The sequence below is a fragment of the Pseudodesulfovibrio tunisiensis genome, assembly GCF_022809775.1.
GTDB lineage: Bacteria > Desulfobacterota > Desulfovibrionia > Desulfovibrionales > Desulfovibrionaceae > Pseudodesulfovibrio > Pseudodesulfovibrio tunisiensis.
In genome coordinates, this window is sequence record NZ_CP094380.1 from 382,132 (window position 1) to 407,351 (window position 25,220).

23 protein-coding genes and 1 pseudogene are annotated in these 25,220 nt (G+C 56.2%); 13 read left to right on the forward strand and 11 right to left on the reverse strand.

The window, feature by feature from the left end:
* The first annotated feature begins 1 nt into the window (after position 1).
* From MPN23_RS01885 to MPN23_RS01895, 3 genes are read left to right on the forward strand one after another with little or no spacing between them, the layout of a single operon-like run.
* Positions 2-1,147: a 2-oxoacid:acceptor oxidoreductase subunit alpha gene (locus MPN23_RS01885; RefSeq protein WP_243545774.1), complete on the forward strand. Its 1,146-nt coding sequence runs from the start codon at positions 2-4 to the stop codon at positions 1,145-1,147.
* Between the two features lie 2 nt (positions 1,148-1,149).
* Entirely contained in the window at positions 1,150-1,998 is an 849-nt protein-coding gene (locus tag MPN23_RS01890; RefSeq protein WP_243545775.1) for a 2-oxoacid:ferredoxin oxidoreductase subunit beta, read from the forward strand.
* Between the two features lie 2 nt (positions 1,999-2,000).
* On the forward strand, positions 2,001-2,615 hold the full coding sequence (locus MPN23_RS01895) for a 2-oxoacid:acceptor oxidoreductase family protein (protein WP_243545776.1): 615 nt from the start codon (positions 2,001-2,003) through the stop codon (positions 2,613-2,615).
* Between the two features lie 84 nt (positions 2,616-2,699).
* Here MPN23_RS01895 and MPN23_RS01900 read toward each other — a convergent pair whose 3' ends face one another.
* From MPN23_RS01900 to MPN23_RS01925, 6 genes are all read right to left on the reverse strand, one after another.
* Entirely contained in the window at positions 2,700-3,041 is a 342-nt protein-coding gene (locus MPN23_RS01900; RefSeq protein ID WP_243545777.1) for a hypothetical protein, read from the reverse strand.
* A gap of 199 nt (positions 3,042-3,240) precedes the next feature.
* Positions 3,241-4,164, reverse strand: coding sequence for an ABC transporter permease (locus MPN23_RS01905; RefSeq protein ID WP_243545778.1), 924 nt, complete (start codon positions 4,162-4,164; stop codon positions 3,241-3,243).
* The gene (locus MPN23_RS01910) at positions 4,157-5,230 is read right to left on the reverse strand and encodes an ABC transporter permease (RefSeq protein ID WP_243545779.1); all 1,074 of its coding nucleotides are present in this window, start codon (positions 5,228-5,230) and stop codon (positions 4,157-4,159) included. Before MPN23_RS01910 ends, MPN23_RS01905 begins: the two co-directional genes overlap by 8 nt.
* Complete coding sequence (locus MPN23_RS01915) at positions 5,227-6,738, reverse strand: ABC transporter ATP-binding protein (RefSeq protein ID WP_243545780.1); 1,512 nt, start codon at positions 6,736-6,738, stop codon at positions 5,227-5,229. The genes MPN23_RS01910 and MPN23_RS01915 overlap by 4 nt, the downstream gene beginning before the upstream one ends.
* Complete coding sequence (locus tag MPN23_RS01920; protein ID WP_243545781.1) at positions 6,735-7,382, reverse strand: phosphoribosyltransferase family protein; 648 nt, start codon at positions 7,380-7,382, stop codon at positions 6,735-6,737. Before MPN23_RS01920 ends, MPN23_RS01915 begins: the two co-directional genes overlap by 4 nt.
* A gap of 70 nt (positions 7,383-7,452) precedes the next feature.
* Positions 7,453-8,313 (reverse strand): BMP family ABC transporter substrate-binding protein, encoded by an 861-nt coding sequence (locus MPN23_RS01925; RefSeq protein ID WP_243545782.1) that lies wholly within the window; start codon positions 8,311-8,313, stop codon positions 7,453-7,455.
* Between the two features lie 741 nt (positions 8,314-9,054).
* Between MPN23_RS01925 and MPN23_RS01930 the strand changes: the two genes are divergently transcribed.
* The 6 genes from MPN23_RS01930 to MPN23_RS01955 all read left to right on the forward strand — a co-directional run bounded on the left by MPN23_RS01930 (position 9,055) and on the right by MPN23_RS01955 (position 16,106).
* A complete protein-coding gene (locus MPN23_RS01930) occupies positions 9,055-9,948 on the forward strand; it encodes a diguanylate cyclase domain-containing protein (RefSeq protein WP_243545783.1) in 894 nt (297 codons plus the stop codon).
* 350 nt (positions 9,949-10,298) lie between these two features.
* On the forward strand, positions 10,299-11,522 hold the full coding sequence (locus MPN23_RS01935; RefSeq protein ID WP_243545784.1) for an ABC transporter substrate-binding protein: 1,224 nt from the start codon (positions 10,299-10,301) through the stop codon (positions 11,520-11,522).
* A gap of 25 nt (positions 11,523-11,547) precedes the next feature.
* Positions 11,548-13,473 (forward strand): PAS domain S-box protein, encoded by a 1,926-nt coding sequence (locus MPN23_RS01940; RefSeq protein WP_243545785.1) that lies wholly within the window; start codon positions 11,548-11,550, stop codon positions 13,471-13,473.
* Positions 13,474-13,477: 4 nt separating this feature from the next.
* Positions 13,478-13,717 carry a sensor histidine kinase gene (locus tag MPN23_RS01945; protein ID WP_243545786.1) on the forward strand — a complete coding sequence of 80 codons (240 nt, stop codon included), beginning with the start codon at positions 13,478-13,480 and terminating at the stop codon, positions 13,715-13,717.
* A complete protein-coding gene (locus MPN23_RS01950; RefSeq protein WP_243545787.1) occupies positions 13,714-14,916 on the forward strand; it encodes a response regulator in 1,203 nt (400 codons plus the stop codon). The genes MPN23_RS01945 and MPN23_RS01950 overlap by 4 nt, the downstream gene beginning before the upstream one ends.
* Positions 14,913-16,106 carry an HD domain-containing phosphohydrolase gene (locus MPN23_RS01955; protein WP_243545788.1) on the forward strand — a complete coding sequence of 398 codons (1,194 nt, stop codon included), beginning with the start codon at positions 14,913-14,915 and terminating at the stop codon, positions 16,104-16,106. Before MPN23_RS01950 ends, MPN23_RS01955 begins: the two co-directional genes overlap by 4 nt.
* On the opposite strand, the gene MPN23_RS01960 is transcribed toward MPN23_RS01955, so the two are convergent.
* Positions 16,088-17,068, reverse strand: a complete 981-nt coding sequence (locus MPN23_RS01960) for a calcium/sodium antiporter (protein WP_243545789.1) — start codon at positions 17,066-17,068, stop codon at positions 16,088-16,090. The two genes, MPN23_RS01955 and MPN23_RS01960, sit on opposite strands and share 19 nt — an antisense overlap.
* A gap of 413 nt (positions 17,069-17,481) precedes the next feature.
* Here MPN23_RS01960 and MPN23_RS01965 point away from each other — a divergent pair, with 413 nt between their 5' ends.
* The 3 genes from MPN23_RS01965 (at position 17,482) to MPN23_RS01975 (ending at position 23,042) form a co-directional block, all read left to right on the forward strand.
* Positions 17,482-18,606, forward strand: coding sequence for a tyrosine-type recombinase/integrase (locus MPN23_RS01965; RefSeq protein WP_243545790.1), 1,125 nt, complete (start codon positions 17,482-17,484; stop codon positions 18,604-18,606).
* 47 nt (positions 18,607-18,653) lie between these two features.
* Positions 18,654-19,880, forward strand: coding sequence for an ATP-binding protein (locus MPN23_RS01970; protein ID WP_243545791.1), 1,227 nt, complete (start codon positions 18,654-18,656; stop codon positions 19,878-19,880).
* Between the two features lie 420 nt (positions 19,881-20,300).
* Positions 20,301-23,042 (forward strand): TrlF family AAA-like ATPase, encoded by a 2,742-nt coding sequence (locus MPN23_RS01975; protein ID WP_243545792.1) that lies wholly within the window; start codon positions 20,301-20,303, stop codon positions 23,040-23,042.
* Between the two features lie 375 nt (positions 23,043-23,417).
* Here MPN23_RS01975 and MPN23_RS01980 read toward each other — a convergent pair whose 3' ends face one another.
* Together MPN23_RS01980 and MPN23_RS01985 are read right to left on the reverse strand one after the other, a co-directional pair.
* Positions 23,418-23,612, reverse strand: a complete 195-nt coding sequence (locus tag MPN23_RS01980) for a hypothetical protein (RefSeq protein ID WP_243547428.1) — start codon at positions 23,610-23,612, stop codon at positions 23,418-23,420.
* A gap of 3 nt (positions 23,613-23,615) precedes the next feature.
* Positions 23,616-24,110 carry a hypothetical protein gene (locus MPN23_RS01985; protein WP_243547429.1) on the reverse strand — a complete coding sequence of 165 codons (495 nt, stop codon included), beginning with the start codon at positions 24,108-24,110 and terminating at the stop codon, positions 23,616-23,618.
* Positions 24,111-24,277: 167 nt separating this feature from the next.
* On the opposite strand from MPN23_RS01985, the gene MPN23_RS17160 reads away from it, so the two are divergent.
* Positions 24,278-24,457, forward strand: coding sequence for a hypothetical protein (locus tag MPN23_RS17160; RefSeq protein ID WP_424450083.1), 180 nt, complete (start codon positions 24,278-24,280; stop codon positions 24,455-24,457).
* Positions 24,458-24,468: 11 nt separating this feature from the next.
* Here the strand turns inward: MPN23_RS17160 and MPN23_RS17165 are convergent.
* Together MPN23_RS17165 and MPN23_RS01995 are read right to left on the reverse strand one after the other, a co-directional pair.
* Positions 24,469-24,813 (reverse strand): annotated as a pseudogene (locus MPN23_RS17165) (relaxase/mobilization nuclease domain-containing protein); the annotation flags it as partial.
* Positions 24,804-25,112, reverse strand: coding sequence for a plasmid mobilization protein (locus MPN23_RS01995; protein WP_243545793.1), 309 nt, complete (start codon positions 25,110-25,112; stop codon positions 24,804-24,806). The pseudogene MPN23_RS17165 and the gene MPN23_RS01995, both read right to left, overlap by 10 nt.
* Positions 25,113-25,220: the final 108 nt, after the last annotated feature.

The window sequence follows — 25,220 nt, forward strand, 5'->3', positions numbered from 1 at the left end:
CATGGCGAGACGCAAGAAACACAAGGAAATTTTCGCGCTCGGCAATGAGGCAGTGGTTGAAGGCGCGCTGCTTGCCGGGTGCTCGTTCTATGCGGGATATCCCATCACGCCCTCGTCCGAGATCATGGAAATCATGGCCGCCAGACTGCCTCATCTGGAGGACGGTGTTTTCATGCAGATGGAAGACGAGATCGCGAGCATGGGCGCGGCCATAGGCGCATCCATGGCCGGGCGCAAGGTCATGACCGCCACGTCCGGGCCGGGATTTTCCCTGATGCAGGAACACATCGGTTACGCCGTCATGGCCGAGACTCCGCTGGTCGTGGTGAACGTGATGCGCGGCGGTCCGTCCACCGGGTTGCCCACCAGCCCGGCTCAGGGCGATGTGCAACAGGCCAGATGGGGCACGCACGGCGATCATCCCATCATTGTTCTGTCTGCATCCAATGTGCAGGAATGTCTGGAGATGACCATCACGGCCTTCAACATGGCCGAGAAGTATCGCACTCCGGTCATTCTGCTTTTGGACGAAGTCACCGCGCATACCCGGGAAAAGATCGAGATTCCCCATGCCGATGAATACGAGGTGTTTTCGCGTATCGTGCCGAACATGCCGCCGGAATGGTACAAGCCCTTCGAGGAAACCGTGCGCGGAGTGCCGCCCATGCCGCCTCTGGGGGCGGGATATCGGTTCCACACCACTGGCTTGACCCATGACCGCAACGGTTTTCCCACGTCCCGGCCCGACGAGGTCGTGGACCTGACCGAGCGCCTGCACCGCAAGATCGACCAGTTCTTTTATGATATCCAGCTCGTGGACGAGGTGGACACCGACGGTGCGGATATCGTGGTCATTGCCTACGGTTCCGTGGCCCGTTCCGCGGAATACGCGGTGCAGCAGGCCCGGGAATCCGGCATCAAGGCCGGACTGCTCAAGCTCAAGACCCTGTTCCCGTATCCCCGGCGGCATACCGACAAGGTGCTGGCGCACGCCAAGACCGTTGTCGTGCCGGAAATGAACATGGGACAGATCTCCCGCGAGGTGAAACGCGTGAACATGGGCCGCGCCACGGTGCGCACCATCAATCGCGTTGACGGCCAGATCGTCACTCCCTCGGAAATCCTCAAGGTCATCATGCAGGGGTAGTCATGAGCGAGTTCACCGGAAACGAAATCATTCATCAGTATCTGCGGCACAACAAGCGGTTTCCTCATGTGCTTTGCGCGGGCTGCGGCCACGGCATCGTGCTGGGAACCCTGATTCGGAGCATTCACGATCTGGGGCTGCCCAAGGACGACGTGGTCATCGTGGCGGGCATCGGCTGTTCCGGCCGACTGGCCGTGTATGTGGATTTCAACACCATCCATACCACGCATGGTCGCGCTTTGACCTTTGCCACGGGCATCAAGATGGCGAATCCCCAGCTCAAGGTGATCTGCCTCATGGGGGATGGCGACGCATTGTCCATCGGCGGCAACCATTTGATCCACGCGGCCCGGCGCAACGTGGGCATCACGGCTCTGATTCTGAACAACAACATTTACGGCATGACCGGCGGCCAGAGTTCCCCGGCAACGCCGCTTGGCGCCAAGTCCATGACTTCGCCGTTCGGGCAGCTCGAAAAAAGCTTCGACACCGTGGAACTCGCCAGAGGCGCGGGCGCGAACTTCGTGGCCCGAGGTACGGTGTTTCATGTCAAGAAGCTGGAAAACATCATGATCGAGGCCATTCGGCGACCCGGGTTCAATCTTGTGGAGACCCTGACTCCCTGTCACACCCAGTTCGGACGCAAGAACAAGTACAAGAGTCCTGTCGAAATGTACAAATGGCTCAAGAAGGCCGCCATCGACAAGGAGCGGTATGACGAATTGCCAGAGGACAAGCGCGAGGGCCGCATTCCCATCGGCGTGTTCGTGGAGCGCGAGCGTGACGGTCTTGAGGAACGCTATGCCAAGCTGAGGGAGTCGTTCCGCAAGACGTCGCAGGGAGGCAGGTAGGCATGAAGCAGCCGCAATATCTCAATCGGTTCGAAATCCGGTTTTCCGGACTGGGCGGTCAGGGCATCATCACGCTCGGCAAGATAATGGGGCAGGGGCTTGCTCTTGGCCATGGGTACAGCGTTACCCAGACCCAGAGCTACGGTCCTGAGGCGCGTGGCGGTTCCAGCAAGTGCGATCTCGTGATCAGTTCCGACGGCATCAGCTATCCCAAGGCCGAGAATCTGGATTTGCTCGTGGCTCTTTCGCAGGAAGCGTGCAACTCCTACTATCCCTATCTCAAGCAGGGCGGGGCACTGGTTGTGGAATCCGATCTGGTTCGGCAGGTGCCGACCAACAAGTTTCTGGGCCTGCCGTTCACGGCTCTGGCCAAGGACAGGATCGGCATTCCTCAGGCCATGAACACCATTGTGCTCGGAGCGCTCAGTCATCTGTTGCCGTTCGTGCAGCAGCGGGCCATGCGCAAGAGTCTGGAGGAAGTGTTGCCTGCCAGGATCAGGGAGATCAACACCAAGGCCTTCAATCTCGGCCACAGGCTGGCGAAAAAGAATTGGGGCGACGATGCCGGGGCCATCTGGCGCGAAGATCAGACTCTTGGAGTGGAAATCAAGCGATAGATTGATCGATGACAAATGAAAGGAAGTGGTTGCAGCGTCGCTGTTGCAATCACTTCCTTTTTTGTGCGAAAAGGTGTGAAGAGTCTATTTTTTGGTTTTTTTCAGGCGCACGGCCGTGCCATAGCAGGAATAGTACTTGTCGCCTTCCGGGTGGAAGGACACGGATTCGCGATATCCCACGATGGCGTCGGCATTGACGTCCAGAGCCTGGGCCATGAGACCGTAGAACGCGTTGTCGAAGATGTAGCTGCGGCAGACGATGAGACCGAAGGCCGAGTGGATGTCACGGCCCGGCACGGTCTCCGTGGTCATGATCTTGATCTTGCCTGCCATGTACAGGTCCTTGGCCAGCTTGAGCCTATGGTCCTGTTTCATGTCATCGCCCCGGGAATTCTGTTTTTTCGGAGAACCGAAAATCAGTGCCATGGTTCCTTCCTTGAATGAATAAGGTCAATGCCGATGCCTCTGTGTAGCCCAGACCGGGGGATGTGGGCAAGTCCCGGAATTGGTTGGTTCCGCTGAATATTCCAGTAGACTGACGTAATTTTCGTATTTTTCTTGAAGAAGTCGAGATTGGATGGAGGACGGAAAAATCCCCCGGCGGGCGGACCGTCGGGGGATTAGATTACATTCTGTGAAAGGGCGTTCCCAGTGCGGCTGGAGCTCCGCCGCGACTTGAGGCCGCGAATTTCTTGACCAGCACGAGTACCGCGATGGTCAGGACATAGGGGAGCATCTTGAGCACCCAGGAGGGCACGAGTTCCGATCCTCCGGCTTCCACGTTCCATTGCAGGGCGGCCAGTGCGCCGAAGAGCAGTGCGCCGAGCGCAGCCCGACCGGGACGCCAGCCCGAGAAGATGACCATGGCTATGGCGATCCAGCCCTGTCCCATGGTCATGCCGTCCTTCCAGCCCGGGGTATAGGCGAGCGAGAGGTAGCAGCCGCCCAGTCCGGCCAGCATGCCACCGAAGAGCACGCATGCCCAGCGGAGCAGGAGCACGTTCACGCCCATGGCGTCTGCAGCGGCCGCGTCTTCGCCCACGGCCCGGATTTTCAGGCCGAGAGAGGTGCGGAAGAGCAGCCAGGAGGCGGCCGGGACCAGCAGATAGGCCACGTAGGCCAGTTCGTTCTGCCGGAAAAGAATGTCGCCGATGACCGGGATGTCGGACAGGCCGGGAATCGGAGTTATGCCGAAACGCACGCCGCGTACGCCGATGATGGATCGGCCCAGAAATCCGGCAAGTCCGCCGCCGAGAATGGTGATGGCAAGGCCGGAAAGGGTCTGGTCCGCCTTGAGCGTGATGGAGAAGAAGCCGTGCACTGCGGCAAGGGCCGCACCGGCCAGCATGCCGCAACCGGCTGCGATCCACGGATCGCCCCAGGCCACTCCGGCGGCCGCGCCGACCATGGCACCGAAGAGCATCATGCCTTCCACGCCCAGATTGAGCACGCCGCTACGTTCCGCAAACACTTCACCCACGGCGGCGAACAGGACGGCTATGGACGACTTGATGGCGATGGTGGCGATGAATGCCAGAGAATCAAGCATGGTCGTCCTCCTTGCCGAAACTGATGGTGTAGCGGGTTACGGCCTCGGCTGCGAGCAGTCCCAGCAGGAGCGAGCCTTCCAGCACCAGTCCGATGGACGAGGGGAGTTGCATTACCGACTGGAGCCGGTCCGCGCCGATCAGGAAAGTGCCGAGCACGGCGGCGTAGGCCGGAACCAGAGCCGGACGCAATCCGGCAAGGCAGGCAACGATGATGCCATCGTATCCGTAGCCCGGGTTGATGCCCTCGCGGATCACGTAATGGATGCCGCAGACTTCGCCCATGCCCGCGAGTCCGGCCAGCGCACCGGCCAGCGCCATGACCGTGAAGGTCTGGCGCGTGGCGTTGATGCCACCGTATCGCGCGGCCCGGGGGCTGTGACCGGTGACCCGGATGCCGTAGCCCCATTTGGTCTTGGACAGGAGATAGTGCAGACAGACCGTGGCGAGCACGGCCACGAGGGCGCCCATGTGCAGGCGGGTTCTGCCCAGTCTGGGCAGCCATGCCGCGTCCGGGAAGATGGGCGTGCCCGGAAAGCCGAAGCCCATGGGATCGCGCCACGGCCCGAAGTAGAGATGTTCCATGAAGATGATGGCCACGTAGTTGAGCAGCAGGGTGGTCAGGATTTCACTGACGCCGTACTGCACCTTGAGCGCGGCCGGGATCATGGCCCACATGGCTCCGGCTGCCGCTCCGAGGAGCAGACAGGCCGGAAGCACCAGAGAAGTCGGCAGGTGCGGGGACAGATACAGAGCTCCCCAGCCCGCGCCGATCGCGCCCCAGACGAACTGGCCTTCTGCTCCGATGTTCCAGAGCAGCATGGTCGCGGCCAATGCCACGGACAGGCCGGTCAGGGTCAGGGGGATCATTTTCACGCCCACTTCGGCCAGACCGTTCATGCTGCCCAGCGCACCCGAGATCATGACCTGATAGGCGTGCACGGGAGCCACGCCCTGACTGATGAAGACCAGTGCTCCGGCCAGCAGGGCAAAGCCCACGGCCAGCAGTGCGGTGACCAGTCCCTTGCGCCTGATGGGTTCCGTGCGTTGGCGGATGCGAAGGCTCATGCGTCACCCCCTCCGGCCATGAGCAGGCCGATGCGGGCCACGCTGTCCGCGTCCAGCGCTTCCACGATGTCCAGAATGCGTCCCCGGAAGATGACCGCAATGCGGTCGGCAAGGGAAAGCACTTCCTTGAGATCGCCGGAAACCAGCAGGATGGCGGATTTCTCGCGCTGCTTGACGATGGAAGCCCAGATTTCCTCGATGGCGGCGATGTCCAGTCCCTGAGTGGGCTGTTCCGCAACAAAGAGATCGGGGTTTCCGGCCAGCTCGCGGGCCAGAATCAGTTTCTGGAGGTTGCCGCCGGACAGGCTGCCCGCCTTGTCGTCCGGGCCTGTGGCGCGGATGGAAAAATCCCTGATCGCCTGCGCGGTTTCCTTGCGCACCTTTTCCTGATCCAGCCAGGGGCCGGGACCTGCTTCGGCCAGCCGGGTCAGGGCGAAGTTTTCAGCCAGTGTCATGTCGTGGATGCTGCCTGTGCGGTGTCTGTCTTCCGGAACATGGGCGATGGTGGGCGCACCGCGCCAGCGGTTTGCATCAACGGTATTGCCCATGAAGGTCACGGTGCCCGATGTCGGGGTGCCTGCGTCCGAGGTGCCGGTGATGGCCGAGGCAAGGGCGGACTGTCCGTTGCCTGCAACGCCGATCACGGCCAGAATTTCTCCGCGTCGCACTTCCAGACTCACGTCGGCGAATCCGGCCTTGCCCGAACGGCCCGTGCCACCGAAACCGTCGACTTTCAGCACGGTTTCGCCGAGCTTGATGTCGGGCTTGTCCACGGCCAGCACGAATTCCCGCCCCACCATGAGGCGGGCGAGTTCCCGTCGGCTGTCGATTTCGGAAGGGGCCAGTCCGGCAATGATTTCCCCTCGCCGGAGAATGGAGATGTAGTCGGCTGCGGCTTCGACCTCGTCCATCTTGTGGGTGATGAACACCACGCCGCGCCTGTTTTCGCGCAGGCGGTCGAAGATTTCGAAGAGTCCCTTGGCCTCGGGCTGGCTCAGTACGGCCGTGGGCTCGTCGAAAATGAGCACCTCGGCGTCCTGCACCAGCAGCTTGAGGATTTCCGCGCGCTGGCGCTCGCCCATGGCCAGAGAGGCCACGGTGCGAGACGGGTCGAGGTTGAGGCCATAGCGTTCCGAGAGTTCGACCATGCGCCTGTCGGCCTCGCGCGGGGCTATGCCGCACGCCTGAGCCGACAGCCGGATGTTTTCGCCCACGGTCAGCCGTTCCACGAGCATGAAGCGCTGGTAGACCATGCCGATGCCCATGCGCATGGCGTCTGCCGGGCAGGTGAAGGTGACCTTCTGCCCCTTGATGCGGATTTCCCCGGCATCCGGGCGGTAGCGGCCTGCCAGCACGGACATGAGCGTGGATTTGCCCGCGCCGTTTTCGCCAAGCAGAGCCTGAACCTGTCCGGCGCGGACTTCCAGCGTGATGTCCTTGTTGGCCACCACCTTGCCGAAGCGTTTCGTCACTCCCCGGCAGGAGAGCAGGGGGACCGAATCCGTCATTTCGTCTGCCGTACGGGCTTGGGAAGCGTTGCCAGCGAATGGAGCGGGGCAGGCAGGTACGGATGCTTGTCGCCTTCCTGCGCCACGCAGAAGATGCCGAGAATTTCCGGGGCTTCCTTGCCGCGCTGCCGTCCGATTTCATGCATCAGGTCGGCCAGACCGAGAATGGTGCCGCCGGACGACACCACGTCGTCGATGAGGATCACGCCGCGCGCTTCGGCCAGCAGGTTGAGGTCGCGTTCGTATACGGCCAGAAATTTGCTGCCGCTGGTGATGGAGTCCGAGCCTACCTGAATCACGGGGCGGCTTTCCGCCTCCATGTGCGGCTTGACCCGGTTGTAGGCCACGGCAACCGCGTCCAGACCGAGGTCGGTGGCGACCACCTGAGTGATCTGCAGGGCCTTTTCCACCACGGTCAGGATGGCCACGCCCTCCATGTCGCCGATGGCTTCGCGGATTTGGGCGGCCATGAGCTTGCCCAGATCCTGGTTCAGCCGAATCTGACCCACCAGATTGAAGGAGGCGATCTTCACGCCGCCGTCCTTGGAGGGCATGGTGACAAAGGGAATCTCGATTTCGTAAGGCAGGTCCTTGACCGCGAGGCGGAATTTTTCGCCGGACTCGCGTGCGCCGAGCACGTTCATGTGTGTCTCCGAAAAAAAGCTGCGGGCGCTCCCGTGGTGTCCGGGAGCGCCCTGATTGATGGTTTGTAAACTATTTTGCGAGCTTGCCCTGCACGCCCTTCACGAGCATCTGCATGGACAGGAGCTGGCCGTCGTCGAACTTCTTGCCCGCGGGCAGAACTTCGTTGCCGTTCTGGTCGTAGAGGGGACCGGCAAAGATGTCGTCCTTGCCGTCCTTGAGCTGCTGTATTGCGGCCATGACCTTGTCGCGGACATCCTGGGGCACCTTGGCGTTGAAGTCGGCGAGTTTCACGGCGTCGGCCTCGAAGCCCTTCCAGTAGCGTTCCACCTTCCAGGTGTCGTTCAGCATGTCGTTGATGGCCTTCACGTAGTAGGGGCCCCAGTTCAGCAGGGAACTGGTCAGGGCACATTCCGCGCCCCAGGAGGCCGCGTCCGTGCCGTAGCCCAGAGCGGGCACGCCTGCGGCACAGGCAGCAAGGGAGCTGTCCGGGGTGTCGGCCATCTGGCGGATCAGGTCATGCTTCCTGGCGACCAGGGTCTCGGCCAGCGTGGTTTCCTTGACCGGGTCGGCCCAGGAGTTCAGCCATGCGACCGTGTTCACGGTTTCGCCGTGCTTCACGCCGCTTTCCGCAAGGCCGCGAAGCTGGCCCAGAGTGAAGGCGTTCACGCCGCGCACGGGTTCCGGAATGGGATGGGTTCCCACGGTGCCCACGTTGGTGAAGCCCATCAGACCTGCCAGATAGCCGCAAATGTAGTCGGCCTGATAGATGCGGCCCATGTAGGTGCGCATGTTGGGCAGGGTCTTGTAGCCGGAGCAGTGCTCGAACTTGATGTTCGGGTAGTCCTTTGCCACGCGGTACATGGGATCCATGTGATCGAAGCAGGTGCCGAAAATGATGTCGCAGCCGTCCTCGGCAAATTCGCGGAACACGCGTTCGGCGTCAGGGCCGAGTACCCTTTTCCTTGTACACGATCTCGACCTTGTCGCCGAGTTTCTCCTTGAGGTACTGGATGGCATTGTAGTGCGCCGTGGTCCAGCCCCGGTCGTCGATGGTCCAGAGCAGGGCAAAGCCCGCCTTGATCTTCTTCTGGGCGAAGGCAGCAGCCGGGAGCCGCCAGCACCATGCACAGCATGGCCAGCAGGCACAGAGTCACCAAACGTTTCATTTTTCCTCTCCCGTTTTAGTGATGTATCATGGAATATGAGCCAAAAGAAAAAAGAGAAATTTGTCTCAATTCCATGGTGCGGTCAAGTCGTAAAACCGTATGGATTCCTGGTTGTTCGATTGTATATCTATTTGGAATAAATGTTTAAATGTTGAATATGGACACGTGCTCCCGCTTGTGGAGAAAATTTGGTCGGTATTTCTTGGCGGGCTTGCGTTCGGCGTTGCTGCAATCTCCGCGGTATTCCACGGCTGGCGCCTGTTTGCCATGGCGGTCCTGTGTCCGACGGCATGTCCGTTCAAAAAAATAACACTTGCCTGATAATGATTCGTGGTAATCGGTATGCACTCGGGATGTCCATCCGGCATGGTGGAAAATAACCCTTCCCGCCGGGAACGCATGCTGGTGGGGGAGGTATGGTGAATGGATCAAGACGGTGCAATCGCGGTCGTTGCGTGATGGGAATGCGCACAACCGTCTGTTCTTCGAGGTCGATGGAGGATGCATGAGCCGGAAGATATTGCTGGTGGATGATGACCGCAAACTGCTTGATTCCCTTGCCCTGACTCTCCGCAAATTCGAGGTGGAGACCGAGGCCGATCCGCATCAGGCTCTGGAGCGGCTGCGAAATGGGGATTACGCCGTGATTGTTTCGGACATGCTCATGCCGGGAATGAATGGGGTGGAACTGCTTGGTGCCGCCGTGCATGAGGCACCGACCACTGCCCGGGTCATGCTCACCGGGCATGGTGATCTGGATATCGCCATGTCCGCCATCAACAGGTGCCGGGTGTTCCGTTTCGTGACCAAACCCGTGAAAGTGGACGAGATGCGGGAAATCGTGATGCTGGCCCTTGAGGAGCATGAGCGGCTTTTGGGCGAGGAACAGGCAAAGGCTGCATGCAATCTGGATGCGTTGACGGAATTGCCGAATCGCAGCCTGTTCATGGACAGGCTGAAGCAGGCCGTAGCCGGGGCCATTCGCAACAAGGGCAAGGTTGGGGTGCTGTTTCTGGATTTTGATGGGTTCAAGCCCATCAACGACCAGTACGGGCATCAGGCCGGAGATCGGGTGCTTGTTGAAATTGGCTGTCGTTTGCAAGGTCGAATGCGTGGCAACGATACCGTGGCCCGCTACGGGGGAGACGAGTTCGTCATTATTCTGCCGGAGGTTTCGGGAAGGGCGGGGGCCGCGACAGTTGCCCGCGAGCTTCTCGAACTGGTCCTGCAACCTGTGGAGTGGAATGGAGGAACTCTCGCGGTGAGTGCAAGCATTGGCGTGGGGATTTTCCCTGATGATGGCCATACGATTCAAGCCGTACTGACGGTTGCGGATTCCGCCATGTATCGGGCCAAGCGAAACGGAGGCGGAGCCGTGGTTCTGGGAACGGAAGACTGACGGAACGATGGTTCCGACTGTTGACGTCTTGAAGGTGCGGGCAGGGATTGCATATCGCTGCCCGCAGTTGTTTGGATGGCAGATGTCTGTCTTCGAAAGCTTGGATTGGTAGGTGGGATAACTACTTGCCGATTTGCTGTCTGTACTTTCTCAAAAACAGTGGTAGGGTGGAACTGGTTTCTGTTGTTGGCGTTTTTTCCGATGTCCGTTTGTTCTGACATCTTATGCATGACCAATGATGATCCGGATCTGGTGGGATGCTGCATGAATCCGGAGGGTGGATGGCGTGTACCGATGCAGGCAATCGGAAACGGTTTCGATCGGGCATGCTGGGCCGGAAAGGAGAATCCATGCTGCTTTTTCGTCGAATGGTGCGGCTTGTACTGCTCGGGACTCTGGTTGGGCTGTTCTCGATTTCGGCGCACGCGAAATCCTTTCACATCTACATTGATGCGGATTTTTCCAGAGCCGCCGCTTCCGCTCTCGCCATTGAGCGCGGAATACGTACTGCTCTGGCTCAGGAGGGGAACAGGATGCTTGGCCAGCCTGTTCAGGTCATCCCCCTGAATCATCGAGGCAATTCGGCCCGAAGTCTGGCAAATCTGAAAAAGGTGCTTGCCGATCCTCGGGCCTTGGCCGTTTTTGCCGGGCTGCATTCGCCTCCCCTGCTGGCGCACAGGGATTTCATCAACAGGAACAGGATTCTGGTTCTTGATCCCTGGGCTGCCGCCGGGCCGATTACGCGTCCAGCCAGCGGGGAAAACTGGATATTCCGCCTGTCCGTGGACGATTCCAAGGCGGGCGAAGTCATGGTGAGCAGGGCGGTTGATCAACGGGAATTCAAACGTCCTGCCCTGCTTCTGGAGAACACGGGATGGGGAAAGGCCAATCGAGGGACCATGACCACCAGCCTTGAGAAGCGGGGACTCGAAGCCGCAACCGTCATTCTGTTTGACTGGGGAATTCGCGAGGCTGGTGCGAGAATCATGCTTCGGGACATTGTCAGGGCCGGTGCGGACGTGATTCTGCTGGTGGCCAATGCTTCGGAGGGCAAGGTCTTCTGCACGGCCATGCAGGATCTGCCGTTGGCCGAACGGTTGCCCATCATCAGTCACTGGGGAATAACCGGTGGAGATTTTCCCGAGGTTGTCGGGCCGTTTATGCGAAAGAAGCTTGATCTGGAGTTTCTGCAAACCCGATTCTCCTTTCTGGACATGGGAAGCAGGGAATTTCCCAACAAGGTGTTCAGGGAGGCCTCGGCATTGTTCCCGGACTGGCAGGCTCCGGAAGATATCGATGCGCCAGCGGGATTTGTGCACGCCTATGATCTGACCCGGATTCTCATGGCCGCCGCCCAACTGGCCGGACCGGAAGGGGATGCGGCTTCGATTCGTGCGCGGATTCGGCAGGCGCTGGCCAATCTCGATCCTCCTGTGCAGGGGCTTGTCAAAACGTATGAACGGCCTTTCCGGCCTTATTCCGAAGTTGATCCCGATGCGCATGAGGCCTTGGGGAGCGAGAATTTGACCTTTGGAAAATACGGGGAACGCGGTGAGATCATCCTTGTTCGATAGCAACGGAGCCTCGGGAGCGGCAAAAATGCGACATGAGGCAAAGCAGACCTCGATTTCCCGACTTTTCATGGGATTTCTGGCCCTGCTTTTCGTGCTTCAGATGGCAATCGGAATCTTCGTCATCACGCATTTCATTGGCGGGGAAATGTCCGCCATGCTCATGGGGCATGTGCAGAGCCAGTTGCGCAGCCATCAGGTCTCTCTGGAAAATTATGTGCGCGACCGGCTGCTGCTGCTCAGGGATTATGCCGCGATGCCTGCCCTTGTGGCGGGAAGCATGCAGCCAGCGGCAAATATGGCCAGTACCGTTGATTTCATGGAGAACCTTTCCTTTCTGGATGAATCGGCGCTGTTCTGTCTGCAGGATTTTGCCGGGGTTTCGATCCATGCTTCACTTGGCGTTCCCATGTTGCATCTTCCCGAAGGGCCGGAGCTGGCATCTCTGATCGAAGGGGATATGGAGTCCCTTGTCAGCATGGTTCAGGTGGAACAAGGCGGGCAGGAACAGGCGTTCTGGCGGTTCAGCGTGCCCGTGAAATATCAGGGCATGCCCGAAGGTGTCCTTTCCGCCTTTGTCAGGGTGACGCTGGCCCCCTTTCTTGCCGAAGACAATCAGGACCAGCGACTCGCCATTCTCGGGCAGGAACGGGAAGTCGTCTCGGTCGGAGTCGTGTCCCCGCCGGTCATACGGTTGCGGGCCGAAACCGGGTATCCGGGGATTTCCCTGGTTCAGGAGGTCAGCAGAAGCAAGGTGGAAAAGCGTCTTTCCTATCTGCTGGGCGCGTTGATAGTGGCTCTGGTGGTGGGGGCTGCCCTGTTCATGCTCGGCATTCATCTTGTGAGCAGGAAGTTCTTTCTGATTCCGCATGCCCGGCTTCAGACCCTGACGGATGAGCTGGAAAGGGAAGTGCAAATACGCACTGCGGACTTGCAGGAAAAAACGCAACAGTTGTCTCTGGAAATTCAGGACCGCCGTGATGCGGAACTTCTGGCGCGGGAAACCGGGCAACTGCTCTCTGCTCTTCTCGAGGGCATTGGCGCCGCCTTTTTCATAGTTGAGCCCCATCAAGGGAAAATCGTACGTTCCAACAGCGTTGTCAGGAACATGTTCGGCATTTCTCCCAATGATCTGCCGGGGGATAGTGACATTCATGTCTATGCCGATCAGCTTGACATGGAGAGTGACTTGTTTTGCCCCAACTGCATTGAAGAAAGGTATTCGGAAAGTTCGGCCCGGCATGTGGATGGGCACAGCTTTTCCGTTGCCAGATACCTCGTGCCCATGGAGATACAGGAAAAACCTCATTGGGGAATTCTGCTGCTGGATATTACGGAACGGAAGAACCTCGAGCGCAGGCTCGGCATAGCCCAGAAGCTTGAATCGCTTGGAGAGCTGGCCTCGGGCGTCGCACACGAGATCAATACCCCCATTCAGTACGTCGGCGACAGCGTGCGTTTTGTCGAGGAGGCGTTCGAGGACGTGCTGGGCATCATGAAAGCCTATGATTCCCTTGTCCGTGAATGCGTGAAGGACGAGGTCTGTCAGACTTCCCTGACGAAAATCGCTTCGCTTGCCGAGGAGGCCGATCTGGAATTCATCATGACCGAAGTCCCCAAGGCCTGTGGCAGGGCCCTGGAAGGAACGGACAGGGTCGCCACCATTGTCCGGGCCCTGAAGAATTTCGCACATCCCGGGGATGGGGGCAGGAAGGCCGTGGACATCAATCAGGCACTGGAAAACACGATCCTCGTGGCCAAGAACGAATGGAAATATGTTGCAGAAATCGAGAAGGATTTTGGCGATCTCCCTCTGGTGACCTGTCTGGCGGGGGATGTGAATCAGGTGTTTCTGAACATTCTGGTCAACGCGGCTCATGCCATTGAGGACGTGGTGGGCAATTCCGGTGAAAAAGGGAAAAATAACGATATCCACGCGAGTGGACGGAGATGATGTCGTGGTGGGCATACGTGACACGGGTACCGGTATCGCGCCGGAGAATCGGACCAAGGTCTTTGATCCGTTTTTCACCACCAAGGAGGTGGGCAAGGGATCGGGGCAGGGGTTGGCCATTGCCCACGACATTGTCGTGGAGCGTCATGGCGGAACTCTCGACTTGGAAACCGAAGTGGGAAAGGGAACAGCGTTCATCATCAGGCTGCCTGTCATGGGCGAAAATCGGGGTGGCGAATCATGAAGCGAAGAATACTGTTTGTGGATGATGAACAGAGTGTGCTGGACGGGTTCAGGGTCATGCTGCATTCCCAGAGACGGGAATGGAGGTGCGCTTTCGCCCTGAGCGGGGAGCAGGGGCTGTCAATGATCCGGGAAGCTCCGTTCGACGTGGTGATTGCGGACATGCGCATGCCGGGAATGGACGGGGCCGATTTTCTCAAGGAAGTGGAAAGGCTTCAGCCCGCAACCATCCGCATGATTCTTTCCGGTTATTCCGACATGCAGCTTCTGCTGAAGTCCGCGCGTCACGCTCACCAGTTTCTGAGCAAGCCGTGCAGTTCCGAAAAACTGATCAGCGCGATTCGACGTGTGACGGGGTTGAGTCCGATTCTGAACAACGAGGCTGTACGGTCCATCGTCACCGGGCTCAATGCCTTGCCCGTCATTCCGGATTTGTACATCAGGATCACCCAGGAACTGGAACGTCCGGAGCCGGACTTGAAACGCATTGCCGAGTTGGTACAGCGCGATGTCGGCATGACCGCCACGCTGATGAAGGTCGTGAATTCCTCCTTTTTCGGTTTTTACCGGAAGATCAAGGACCCGGCTCATGCCGTGACTTTGCTAGGAATTGACGCACTCAAGGGGCTTGTGCTGGGGGCTCACCTGCTGAGCAAGCTGGATACGTCCTCATTCAAGGGATATTCCGTTGAAAAGCTGTGGGAGCACTGCCTGCAGACCGGGTATTTTGCCAAGACCATTGCTTCGGGAGAAGGGCGGGACAGGCAATTCGTCGAGGATTGCTTCATCGCCGGTATCCTGCACGATGTGGGGAAACTGGTGCTCGTGACCCAGATGGACGGTTTCTACAAACCCGTGGTGGAGTCCGTGCGACAGGAGGGTGGCCCTGTGGTCGTACATGAACGACGCAGGCTTGGTGTCAGCCATGCCGAGGTGGGAGCCTATCTTCTGGGGTTGTGGGGGTTCAAGCAAAGCGTTGTTGAAGGTGTCTTCGGACACCACGGCGCCATTCAGGACAGGGGATCGTTGACAGAGGCTCTGGTCGTGCATGTCGCCAACGCACTGCAGCATGAACTTGGCCCGGCGAATTCCGGCTATGTGTTTGAACAGGTGCATTCCGATTGGCTGGAAGCCGCGAATACTGGCGACAAGCTGGAAAAGTGGCGGGAAGCCTGCATAAGGTATGGAGAGTCGATGTGAGAAAAGGGCAACGGATTCTTTTCGTGGATGACGAGCAGAACATTCTGGATACCTACCGCTCTTCCTTGAGAAAACGTTTTGTTGTCGACGTCGCCCCTGGCCCCAATTTGGGGCTGGAAAAAGTGCGGGAAAGCGGCCCTTATGCCGTCGTGGTTTCCGATCTCAAGATGCCCGGCATGGATGGCATCACCTTTTTGCGCAAGGTGCAGGATGTTGCTCCGGACACGGTGCGGGTGATGCTCACTGGACATGCCGATCTCGGTTCCGCGATTTCTGCGGTCAACGAAGGGGCTGTTTTTCGTTTTCTGACAAAACCGATACCTCTGGACGAAATGATTCGCACCCTGGAAAGCGCTGTCGGGCAGTATTCCTTGGTGGTGGCCGAGCGCGAATTGCTTCGCGGTACCTTGAGAGGATGCATCAAGGTGCTCACCGATATTTTGAGTCTGGTCAATCCCGAGGCGTTCGGAAGAAGTGAACGTGTGCGTCGTTATGCCGGGTATGTTGCGCAGCATCTGCATCTGAAACATGGGCTCTTTCTTGATTTGGCAGCCATGCTTTGCCAACTGGGGTGCGTGACCCTGACGGATACTGTCCTGCACAAGGCGTATCGGGGGGATGTCATGTCTCCTGAGGAGGAAAAGATGTTCAGGATGCATCCCGCCATAACAGCCGACATGTTGGCAAATATCCCCCGCATGGAGCGGATTTCCCGGATCATTCAGCAGCAGGACGATGCCCTGGTCGACAACCCCACCATGCCGGTGGAAGCCAGAATCCTGAAAATATGTCTGGATTACGACAGCCTGCGGCAAAGGGGGCTTAACAAGCGTGACGCCATAGATGTCTTGCGGCGTCGGGAAGGAGTGTACGATCTCAAGATTGTGGACGTACTGGAGCGGGGCACCGCCGGGGAGGATGGTTTCGTGCGGCGTGAGCTTGCGCTTGCCGAATTGCGTCCGGGCATGATTCTGGATGACCCCCTGTGGAGCGTTGACGAGGTGCATCTGATGGCGGAAGGCACGGAATTGACGGAAACCGCGCTTATTCGCATCCAGAATTTCATGAAGGCCAAACGGTTGCCCACGAAAATTCGGGTTCTGCTCCCTCCCTCTCGGGGGAGAGGCCTGAGTTGGAAAGGGCTTCATGAGGCTCTCGGGGATTTTGATGGCTATGCCGTGGCTGTTTGAAAGAGCGCAACGAGCAGGTAGGTCAGGTAGCCTCCATAACAGAACAGCAGCACGGCGCCTTCAATGCGATTGATTCGACCTTGCCGTCCGAATCCGTAGCCAATGATGAAAAGTGAAATCGTCAATGCCGTCATGAACAGCATGTCCCGATGGACGATTTCACGTTCAACAGGCGTGGGGTGGATCAATCCCGCAATCCCCACGACGGCCAGTGTGTTGAACAGGTTCGAACCGATCACGTTGCCGAGACATATGTCGTGTTCGCCCTTGCGCGCGGCAATGATGGATGACGCCAGCTCCGGCAATGACGTTCCGATTGCGACGATGGTCAGCCCGATGACCAGATCGCCTGCTCCGAATGCATGGGCGATTGTCACGGCTCCCCATACCAGAATTCGGGAACTGACAATCAGCAGAATCAGGCCGATGCAAAGTCGGAACAGGGCCTTTCGAATTGGAGCTGGACGTGCGTCGAGGCTTTGTTCCATTTCGTTGCCGAACGCGTCGTTTCTGTCTCGCAATCCGCTACGGATTGTCCAGATCAGCAACCCTCCGAAAACGAGAAGCAGCATGGCGGCGTCCATACGGGACAGGTTTCCGTCCCGGAGCATCCAGATGGCAAGCAGTGAAACAGCGGAAAGAACGGGAAGTTCCGTGCGCAGAATACGCGACTGTACGGCAATGGGGCTTACTATCGCCGTGATGCCGAGAATCAGGGCAATGTTGGTGATGTTGGAACCATAGGCATTGCCCAAGGCTATGCCCGGATTGCCTTGCAGCGAGGCCAGCGTCGAAACCACGATCTCCGGAGCCGAGGTCCCGAATCCCACGACAACCATGCCGATCAGAAGCGGCGGCATGCCGAAATGTCTGGCCGTGCCTGCTGCCCCGTCAACGAATTTGTCCGCGCTCCATAGCAGGAGCCAAAGACCGCACAAAACGGCAGAAATCGACAGAAACATGCGTTTGCCTCATTCTTCATGTTGATGCGAGGGCATTGCGGAATCAAGACCTGCAATGCCCAGGAACGACTCTGGCGAGGCTCTATGCCGAAGACGTTCTTCGGTCAACAGCAATATTGCGAAGTCGGAAAAAAGAAGCCCCTTTTCACATGGAAAAGGGGCTTTCGTGTCCTTGGTACCCGGAGCGGGAATCGAACCCGCACAGACCGAAGTCCGAGGGATTTTAAGTGTCGATTTTTGTCTTTTAATTGAATTTAATATTCTTGTAATAGACTTAAAAAGTTGAAGTTACTTCTTTAATGAAGCTTATTTGACATTCCCCATAATTGGGATATTCGAAGGTTGTTTATGGGGAATAGCATGGGGAATGGAGTTCTCCCCACATGATCAAGTCTTTCCTTGGGAGGTCGGTCGTGGCAGCCGTCAAACGTCACAAGACGCAATATCCGGGAGTGTTTTTCATTGAGTCGTCAGAATCTGCAACAGGCAAGCCGGAGCGTATCTACTACATTAGATACTACAAGAAAGGAAAGTCTGTCGAGGAGAAAGCTGGACGCCAACATAAGGACAACATGACTCCAGCAAAGGCAAGTCGGATTCGTGTGCTTCGGCTTTCCGGAAAGATGGACTCCAACAATGAACGACGGGACAAGCTGAGAAAGAAGCGTGAAAGACTTACCCTGAATCGGATATGGGAAGCCTTTTTTGACTACAAGCAAAGCAACAAGAGCATCAGGAGTGACCGCTATCGTTGGAACAGGCACTTGCGGGAGGATGTTGGAGACAAGTTGCCGGAAGAGGTGACGACTTCTGATGTCGATGCCATCCGCAAGAAACTGGAAGCGCGGGGGCTTGCTCCTGCAACGGTAAAGCAGGCTCTTGTCCTGTTGAAGCGTGTGCTCAATTTCGGGGCCAAGCGTGGGCTGTGTACGCCTGTGGATGTGGCCCGGATTTATTTCGATATGCCAAAGGTCAACAATATTCGGACAGAGGATTTGTCCGAAGAGCAGTTGGAGCGGCTGCTTGATGTGTTGCACCATGAGCCGGACCGGACGCCCGCCAACATCATGCTTTTGGCCTTGTTCACCGGGATGCGAAGAGGGGAGATATTCCGGCTTGAATGGGAGCATGTGGACTTCGAGCGAGGATTCATTTTCATCAAGGACCCGAAGGGAATGGTGGATCAGCATATCCCCATGAATTCCTCTGCCCGTGAGGTTCTGCTTGAGCAACTTGAAGTTCGCCGGAACGAGTACGTTTTCTATGGACGCACTTGCAAACCTATCCGGGACATGCGGATTCCATTTCGGAATATTTGCGACAAGGCGGGGTTGCCCAAGGATTTCCGTCCGATGCACGGGTTGCGGCATGTGTTTGCCTCGACTCTTGCCAGTTCCGGCAAGGTGGACATGTACACCCTGCAAAAGCTGCTTACCCACAAGAGTCCGCAAATGGTTCAGCGTTACGCCCATTTGCGGGATGAAGCTCTCATTGCTGCTTCCGAGTCCATAGGCGACCTGATGAAGCGGAAGAACTGATTCGATTTTATCTTGAAATTTTACCACAACGTGATAAATATTTTACCATGTACGCACGAAATATCACCCCGGAGTTGCTGGAAGCCCTTGAAGATTCGCCGGTTCTGTTCCTGCGTGGAGCACGGCAGGTGGGCAAGAGCACGTTGGCCAAGGAATTGCTGGCGGACAGATTCCCGGCCAAGTATGTCAGTCTGGACAACGCGACGGCCTTGGCTGCGGCGACGAGCGACCCCACGGGATTCATTGCGGGCCAGCCTCGGCCATTGATCATAGATGAGGTGCAGCGCGTTCCGGAACTGCTGTTGGCAATCAAGGAGGACGTGGACAACAATCGGCGTCCCGGCCAATTCCTGCTGACGGGATCGGCCAACCTGCTGACCCTGCCCATGGTGAACGAGTCTCTGGCCGGACGAATGGAGATTCAGACCTTGTGGCCGTTGTCTCACGCCGAACAGGTGGGGCGGAAAACGGATTTCGTGCATGCGCTGTTCAGCGGAAGCATTGCGGATTTCAAATCGGATGAGCCGTATGATCTGCCTTCCATGCTCACTGTCGGCGGCTATCCCGAATCCGTATCGAAAAAGTCCGCCAAACGGCGGGCAGGATGGTTCGACGCCTATCTGACGTCCATTGTGGAGCGGGACATTCGGGATATTGCCCGCATACAGGAGACAACCACCATGCTGCGCCTGTTGCGGCTGCTGGCAACGCGCACGGCCAACCAGCTCAATCAGTCGGAGCTGTCGCGAACCATACAGGTGCCGAACGCCTCTCTGGGGCGGTACATGAATCTGCTGGAAAAGGTGTTCCTGATCCACTTCCTTCCGGCATGGTCCGCCAATCTGGGCAAACGACTGGTCAAGGCTCCCAAGCTCTACATGGTGGATTGCGGCCTTGCCGCCCATCTCATGGAAGCGGATGCCGACCGCCTGACCTCCTCGCCGGAAATCGCAGGGCAGCTTCTGGAAACGTTCGTGGTCAACGAAGTGCTCAAGCACCTGACTTGGAGTCGAGTCATGGCAACCCCGTACCACTTCCGCACCCATGCGGGCCTAGAAGTGGACCTCGTCCTTGAACGCCCCTCGGGCCAGCTCGCGTGCATCGAAATCAAGCACTCCGCCCAAGTCGCCGCCAAACACTTCCGGGGCCTCAAGTCCCTCCGTGACGATCTGAACAACCGCTTCCAAATCGGCGTTGTCCTCTACACCGGCACGGAAGTCGTCCCCTTCGGCGACAGGCTGTACGCCGTACCGCTGGGGGCGTTGTGGGAATAAAATTAAAAAACGGAAATTGGCTGGTTGATTTTGGGGCCGAATTCGATGGTGCCGAGTGGGCAATTTTGATTTGTAATCAGTAGGTCAGGGGTTCAATTCCGATTCCTGGCTCCAACGGAATCAAGCGCTTATGAGTGATCATAAGCGCTTTTTTCGTGCCTTGGTATACGCCTTGGTATATAAATTAGGACAAGGGGATGCCCTAGGAGTGCCGGTGTGTATATTGAGGGGGGCTTGGATAAAATAGTATTGTGTCTCTCAATTTCATCCCAATTTCAAGGCGTTTGACGACATACTTTTATGGGAATATATAGGGTTCTAAAATTTGACATTCGGTCTAATTGTGTAATTTCGGCAAGCCATAGACCTTTGTACGTAACAAGCAAAAACGTTTGAGCATACGAAATTAAGGAAATCGCCATGAGCTATCCAAAAGGATCAGAGTGGAGAAAGTGGGATTTGCATGTCCACTCTCCTGAGTCTGCTTTTGCAAATGAGTACGAAGGGGCTACACCTGAAGAGAAGTGGGAAAAATATCTTGAATGCTTGGAACAGCTCGAAGACATAGCCGTCTTGGGTATTACAGATTATTTTTCAGCCCAAGGCTACAGCAAGGCTCAAGAATTCAAGAATGCTGGCCGTCTTAACAATGTCGAAATGCTCCTTCCCAATGTCGAGCTTCGTCTTGATCACAACACTAGGGAAGGGAATGCAATAAACATCCATGTCATTTTTCACCCAGAGGTATTAGTTCTCCTGACGGATGTATTCTTCCCGAACTTAAAATTTACCTACCGGGGAAATGAGTTCAGCTGCACTAGGGCTGATTTAATTCGTCTCGGTAGAACATACACCGGGAATCAAACCCTAGAGGAACCCGCCGCTTTTAAGCAAGGGGCAAATCAGTTCAAGGTGAGTGTCGATGATCTGAGAAAAGTATTAACAACAAACACCGATTTCTTGGGCAAATATTTGATCGTTGTCCCAAACAGCCACAGGGATGGAAATTCAGGACTGCGCGAGGGAAACTTGAAAGCTCTCAGAGAGGAGCTTTACCGATTGGCTGATTGTATTTTTTCTTCAAACCCCAAAGACAGGGAATACTTCCTAGGTAAGGGGCCTGATTCTTGCGAAAACATAATTCAAAATTATGGTGCACTAAAGCCGTGCATTCACGGTTCTGATGCTCATTCCCTGGAGAAAATCTGTGTTCCTGATGAAGACAGATTTACATGGATCAAAGCCGATCCAACCTTCGATGGATTGAAGCAAATTCTCTTCGAACCTGAAGACCGCGTGAGAATCCAAAAAGAATCTCCTGCCCTTGAATACCCCAAAGCTCACTTTAGCTCTATTCGGGCCTGTGGGAATATTTTTGCGGATGACAAGCCCTGTTTCAAGAATTCATCAATTCCTCTCAATCATAATTTGGTGACTCTGATAGGTGGCCGAGGAACGGGAAAAAGTTTGCTTCTGGATGTAATCCATCGCACATTCCATGAACCTTCAGCTTCAGGTGGGATGTCTCAGGAACGTCTCTCGCGCATCGGCAATCCCGATTTTGATATTGTCTTGACCAAAAGCGATGGCGAGGAAAGCTTATTCAGTAAAGGAGATGAAATTTTTGCCTTCGATTACCTGCATGTCAGACAAGGTGAAGTTAAGGATGTTGCTGAGAATAAAAGGGAGCTTGGGGAAGCAATTAAAAGACTGCTAGGCTTTATTCAAAACGATTCACGCTCTTCTTTGAGTAAGAATATTTCATCCCTCAATCGAGACCATGATGAACTTCAAGCCTGGCTTGAGAAGGAAAACGCTGAAGGTCAGCTCGTTAATTCTGAAGAATATCAGACGAAGCGGAAAGTCGGTCTTCAAAACTTGAAAGATACTATTACCACCGAAGAAATCAAAGAAAGGATTTCTTCGTTCAGTAGCAATTCCAGCTTAATCGGAAAGCTCAACAAGGCTAAGACCGAATCAAGTTTTATCAGTGATGAGTTGAAGGCTGCTGAACTTCGATTGAACCAACAGATATCGTCTTTGAATGCCAAGGACATTGGAATGGAGACACGTATCAACGAAGTTGATTTTTCTATGCTCCAAGATCAATTGAAGCAATACTGTGATGAGGTTGAAAACAAAACTAAGAGCCTTGAAAAAAGCAATTTGAAGATTTCAGAAGAGCTTTTGGCTAAAGGCATCAAAGGTGACATCTCCGGGCTTCTCGACAAGGTGAACGAGTACCAGCAAGGAATTGAGGATTGCGACTCAATGCTTGAAGAAATAGCCGCCTCAAAAGATAAACTGAAATCCAAATGTCAACAGCGGGTCTCTCTCGCCCAAGATGTGGTTGTTTCCATAGAAGAAGAGTTAGAGTCCTTTGAGAGAAAGTTCGCTGAGATTGTCGAAGGCCGTCCAGGAATGACTGACGAACACAAAGAAATTCTCCAAGATTTGCTCAAGAATATTGAAATTAGGGGGGAGTTGCTTTTTGACCAAGACCAGTTCTTAGAAGGGTTGAATGAGTTCTTCGACGGACGGAGGATTCGAAAGGAAACGCTGAAAGATGTCTTCTCGATTTCATCAGCCGACGACTATTTTTCACTCATCCTGAATGCCCCGGTTTTGAATGTGATACAGGATAAGTATCAAAGTCTCACCGAGTTCTCTTTGGATACAGATTGGTTCTTGAGAAAAAATATATACGAGTTCTACAACTATCTTTACTCAGAGGATTCTCGCAGAAGATATTTACAGGTAGTTCCAAGCATTAAGTATTTCGGAAAAGACCCGCAACAGCTGTCAGTGGGGCAGCGTGGAACATTCTATATTTGTTTAAAACTTGCCACGTCAGCTTTTCTCACGCCTTTCGTGTTCGACCAGCCTGAAGATGATTTGGATAACGCATTCATTGTCGAAGAGCTTGAGCCAATTTTTAGGAAGATCAAAAAACACCGCCAGGTAATTATTGTCACCCACAACGCCAACCTGGTTGTGAACTCCGATGCTGAGCAGATCATCATTGCCAGCAACAACGATGAAGAAATCTCATATGTATCTGGCTCTCTTGAATGCCCTGAAATAAGAAAAGAAGTGTGTAGAATCCTTGAGGGTGGCGAAACTGCTTTCAAGAAAAGAGAACTGCGCTACGAGTTGACTTAATTGATATGGCAGAAAATAGGCTAGTCTTTTCCATACTACACCGTTCAAATCTCTGTTTTTGATTAGTCTCATTGCACCTACTCATCCTCTCTCCAACTGCTACAAAGTTGTTCTAAAAAATCGTCTAACCTTTGGCGAACGATACTTAATAGAATGATTCTCCCGGAATCTGGGAACACAATACTTATTTTAACCACCTCAACCTTCACTTGTAGCCTTCCCGTAAAATAGTCCCAGCGAAAAGTAGAGATTTCTAACAAAGTGCCTATGAAGGAGGCAACCCCGGCAATCCCTCCATTCCCAAGGAACCTGAAAAGTAGAGCCTTTCAACCCGTTGAAAAACACCTCTTTTCCCCACCTACCTCTCCACCCCCATCACCTTTTCCCGCATCCGCCTGACCAGTTGGAGAGCTTGGCCAAAAGCTGTTCCAAGTCGTTTTGCAAGGCTTGGCAGGCTTGGAGTTCGGCTTCGAGGTTTTGGATGCGGGCTTCGAGCTGTTGGAAGCGGGTGGTGGTGTCCTTGTCCAGTTTGCGGAGTGTTTCCGTGAGCAGGCGTTGCAGTTCGGTCATGGGTCATTCCTCCAGTTTGATGGCCGGGCGTCCGTCCCAACTCCAGCGGGTGTTCGGCGTTATTCCTTTCGGCAGGACGATGAAACGGCCGTTGCTGTCCTGATGCAGTTGTATGCCCCAGCTCTTGGCGGTTTCGAGCGTCTGCTTCTGCTGTTCGATCTGGCGGGAGTATTCCCGAATCCTTTGCTGTCTGCCGTTCAGGATGAGGCTCGCTCCGAAGCCGAGGGCAAAGCTGGTCAGCGCCAGCACGGCCAGAATGATCAGGCTCAGGAGCGCAGCCCGGTGCCAGCTCCGGTCGAGAGCGTCCAGCTGTCTGGCTCTGAGTCGGTCCATGTCCCGGGCCATGGCGCTGGTGATGGTACGCAGCTCGTCGTGCACGGATTGCGTCAAGCTCGCGTTCAAGCGCGTCAATGTTTCGTGAAAGCTCCTCTCGGCTTCGGCATTCCGTTCCTCGACCTGCGTTTTCAGATTCTCGGTCAGCTCGCCAAGCTTCTGCATAGATTCCTCCTTTCAGGCGCACTCGCTGCCCGTCCTGTCCGGCCTGAACCGTGATGTAGTCCCTGCCTTTCCGGGGAACGGAAAATCCGGCCTGAATCAGCGCCTCGACAATTCCGCCCCTGTCCGTGATCTGTCCTGCGCCAATGGCCTGAGTCAGGGCGTCCGTGATGGCCTGTCTGGATGCGGCCCTGTCCCTGCCGAACTGGATGGCCTTGCCCGGCTGCATGACCCGGGCGCGGGCAGGATCATCCGGACGCGCCCAGCCCATGCGCTCGTTCCACAGGTCGCGCCAGACATCGTATTGCTTCTGCCATCCGGGCGGACATGGATTCAGCGCCTTGCCCTGATACAGCTCTGTGCGCGGAATCACGAAATGCAGTTCATGGTGCCCGGCGTGGCTGTGCCGGACCCAGAGAATGGCGTAGCGGTCCGGCTCCAGACCGGCAAAGGCCACGGATTCGAAACTGTCCATGATGTCCTGTTCCCGTTCGGGCGAAACCGGGTCTTCCGGCGCCCATGACAGAACGCCGGATGTGTATTTCCATTTTCGTTCCGTGCTGTCGATCAGCCGCCGGATCATGCCGGGATCGCCGCGCAGGACCTGCGGCGGACTCTGCCTGCGGCCCTTGCGCAACGGGTCCACCACATAATTGACCACTTTGGAGCCGCGCCCGGTGCCGTGGGCAAAGACCTTCATATACATTTCAGGTCGTCCTCGATGACTGCGAGTCGCGCGATGACTGCGGCAGCCTCGGCGGTCCGTTTATGGGTGTTGGCCCATCGGGCAAGCTGATTCAGGTTGTTGCCGATGCGGGCGAGCTGAAGCACCTTTTCCCGTTCGACCTTGGTGGAGCGGACACGGTGCTGTCCCAGCCGAGTCCGGAGCAGGTCGCCGACGCTCATTCCGGATTCGCTGGCGAGCCGGGCAATGGTGCGTTTTTCCTCGGGCGTCACCCGCAGGTTCACCCAACAGGTGCGAAGCTGTGCGGTTTCATTCTTCATGGCGTTTCAGGAAGGTTCGAAGGGAGGTCTCCTCCCTCGCCAGCCCCCGAGTGCCATCCTGTTTCAACAGGATGTGTCACGAAGGGTAGGCTGGCTGGAACCATTATG

Coding starts and splice junctions, on each gene's coding strand:
- MPN23_RS01885 (WP_243545774.1), top strand. CDS start 2: ATGGCGAGACGCAAGAAACACAAGGAAATTTTCGCGCTCGGCAATGAG.
- MPN23_RS01890 (WP_243545775.1), top strand. CDS start 1,150: ATGAGCGAGTTCACCGGAAACGAAATCATTCATCAGTATCTGCGGCAC.
- MPN23_RS01895 (WP_243545776.1), top strand. CDS start 2,001: ATGAAGCAGCCGCAATATCTCAATCGGTTCGAAATCCGGTTTTCCGGA.
- MPN23_RS01900 (WP_243545777.1), bottom strand. CDS start 3,041: ATGGCACTGATTTTCGGTTCTCCGAAAAAACAGAATTCCCGGGGCGAT.
- MPN23_RS01905 (WP_243545778.1), bottom strand. CDS start 4,164: ATGCTTGATTCTCTGGCATTCATCGCCACCATCGCCATCAAGTCGTCC.
- MPN23_RS01910 (WP_243545779.1), bottom strand. CDS start 5,230: ATGAGCCTTCGCATCCGCCAACGCACGGAACCCATCAGGCGCAAGGGA.
- MPN23_RS01915 (WP_243545780.1), bottom strand. CDS start 6,738: ATGACGGATTCGGTCCCCCTGCTCTCCTGCCGGGGAGTGACGAAACGC.
- MPN23_RS01920 (WP_243545781.1), bottom strand. CDS start 7,382: ATGAACGTGCTCGGCGCACGCGAGTCCGGCGAAAAATTCCGCCTCGCG.
- MPN23_RS01930 (WP_243545783.1), top strand. CDS start 9,055: ATGAGCCGGAAGATATTGCTGGTGGATGATGACCGCAAACTGCTTGAT.
- MPN23_RS01935 (WP_243545784.1), top strand. CDS start 10,299: ATGCTGCTTTTTCGTCGAATGGTGCGGCTTGTACTGCTCGGGACTCTG.
- MPN23_RS01940 (WP_243545785.1), top strand. CDS start 11,548: ATGCGACATGAGGCAAAGCAGACCTCGATTTCCCGACTTTTCATGGGA.
- MPN23_RS01950 (WP_243545787.1), top strand. CDS start 13,714: ATGAAGCGAAGAATACTGTTTGTGGATGATGAACAGAGTGTGCTGGAC.
- MPN23_RS01960 (WP_243545789.1), bottom strand. CDS start 17,068: ATGTTTCTGTCGATTTCTGCCGTTTTGTGCGGTCTTTGGCTCCTGCTA.
- MPN23_RS01970 (WP_243545791.1), top strand. CDS start 18,654: ATGTACGCACGAAATATCACCCCGGAGTTGCTGGAAGCCCTTGAAGAT.
- MPN23_RS01975 (WP_243545792.1), top strand. CDS start 20,301: ATGAGCTATCCAAAAGGATCAGAGTGGAGAAAGTGGGATTTGCATGTC.
- MPN23_RS01980 (WP_243547428.1), bottom strand. CDS start 23,612: ATGACCGAACTGCAACGCCTGCTCACGGAAACACTCCGCAAACTGGAC.
- MPN23_RS01985 (WP_243547429.1), bottom strand. CDS start 24,110: ATGCAGAAGCTTGGCGAGCTGACCGAGAATCTGAAAACGCAGGTCGAG.
- MPN23_RS17160 (WP_424450083.1), top strand. CDS start 24,278: ATGGCCTGTCTGGATGCGGCCCTGTCCCTGCCGAACTGGATGGCCTTG.
- MPN23_RS01995 (WP_243545793.1), bottom strand. CDS start 25,112: ATGAAGAATGAAACCGCACAGCTTCGCACCTGTTGGGTGAACCTGCGG.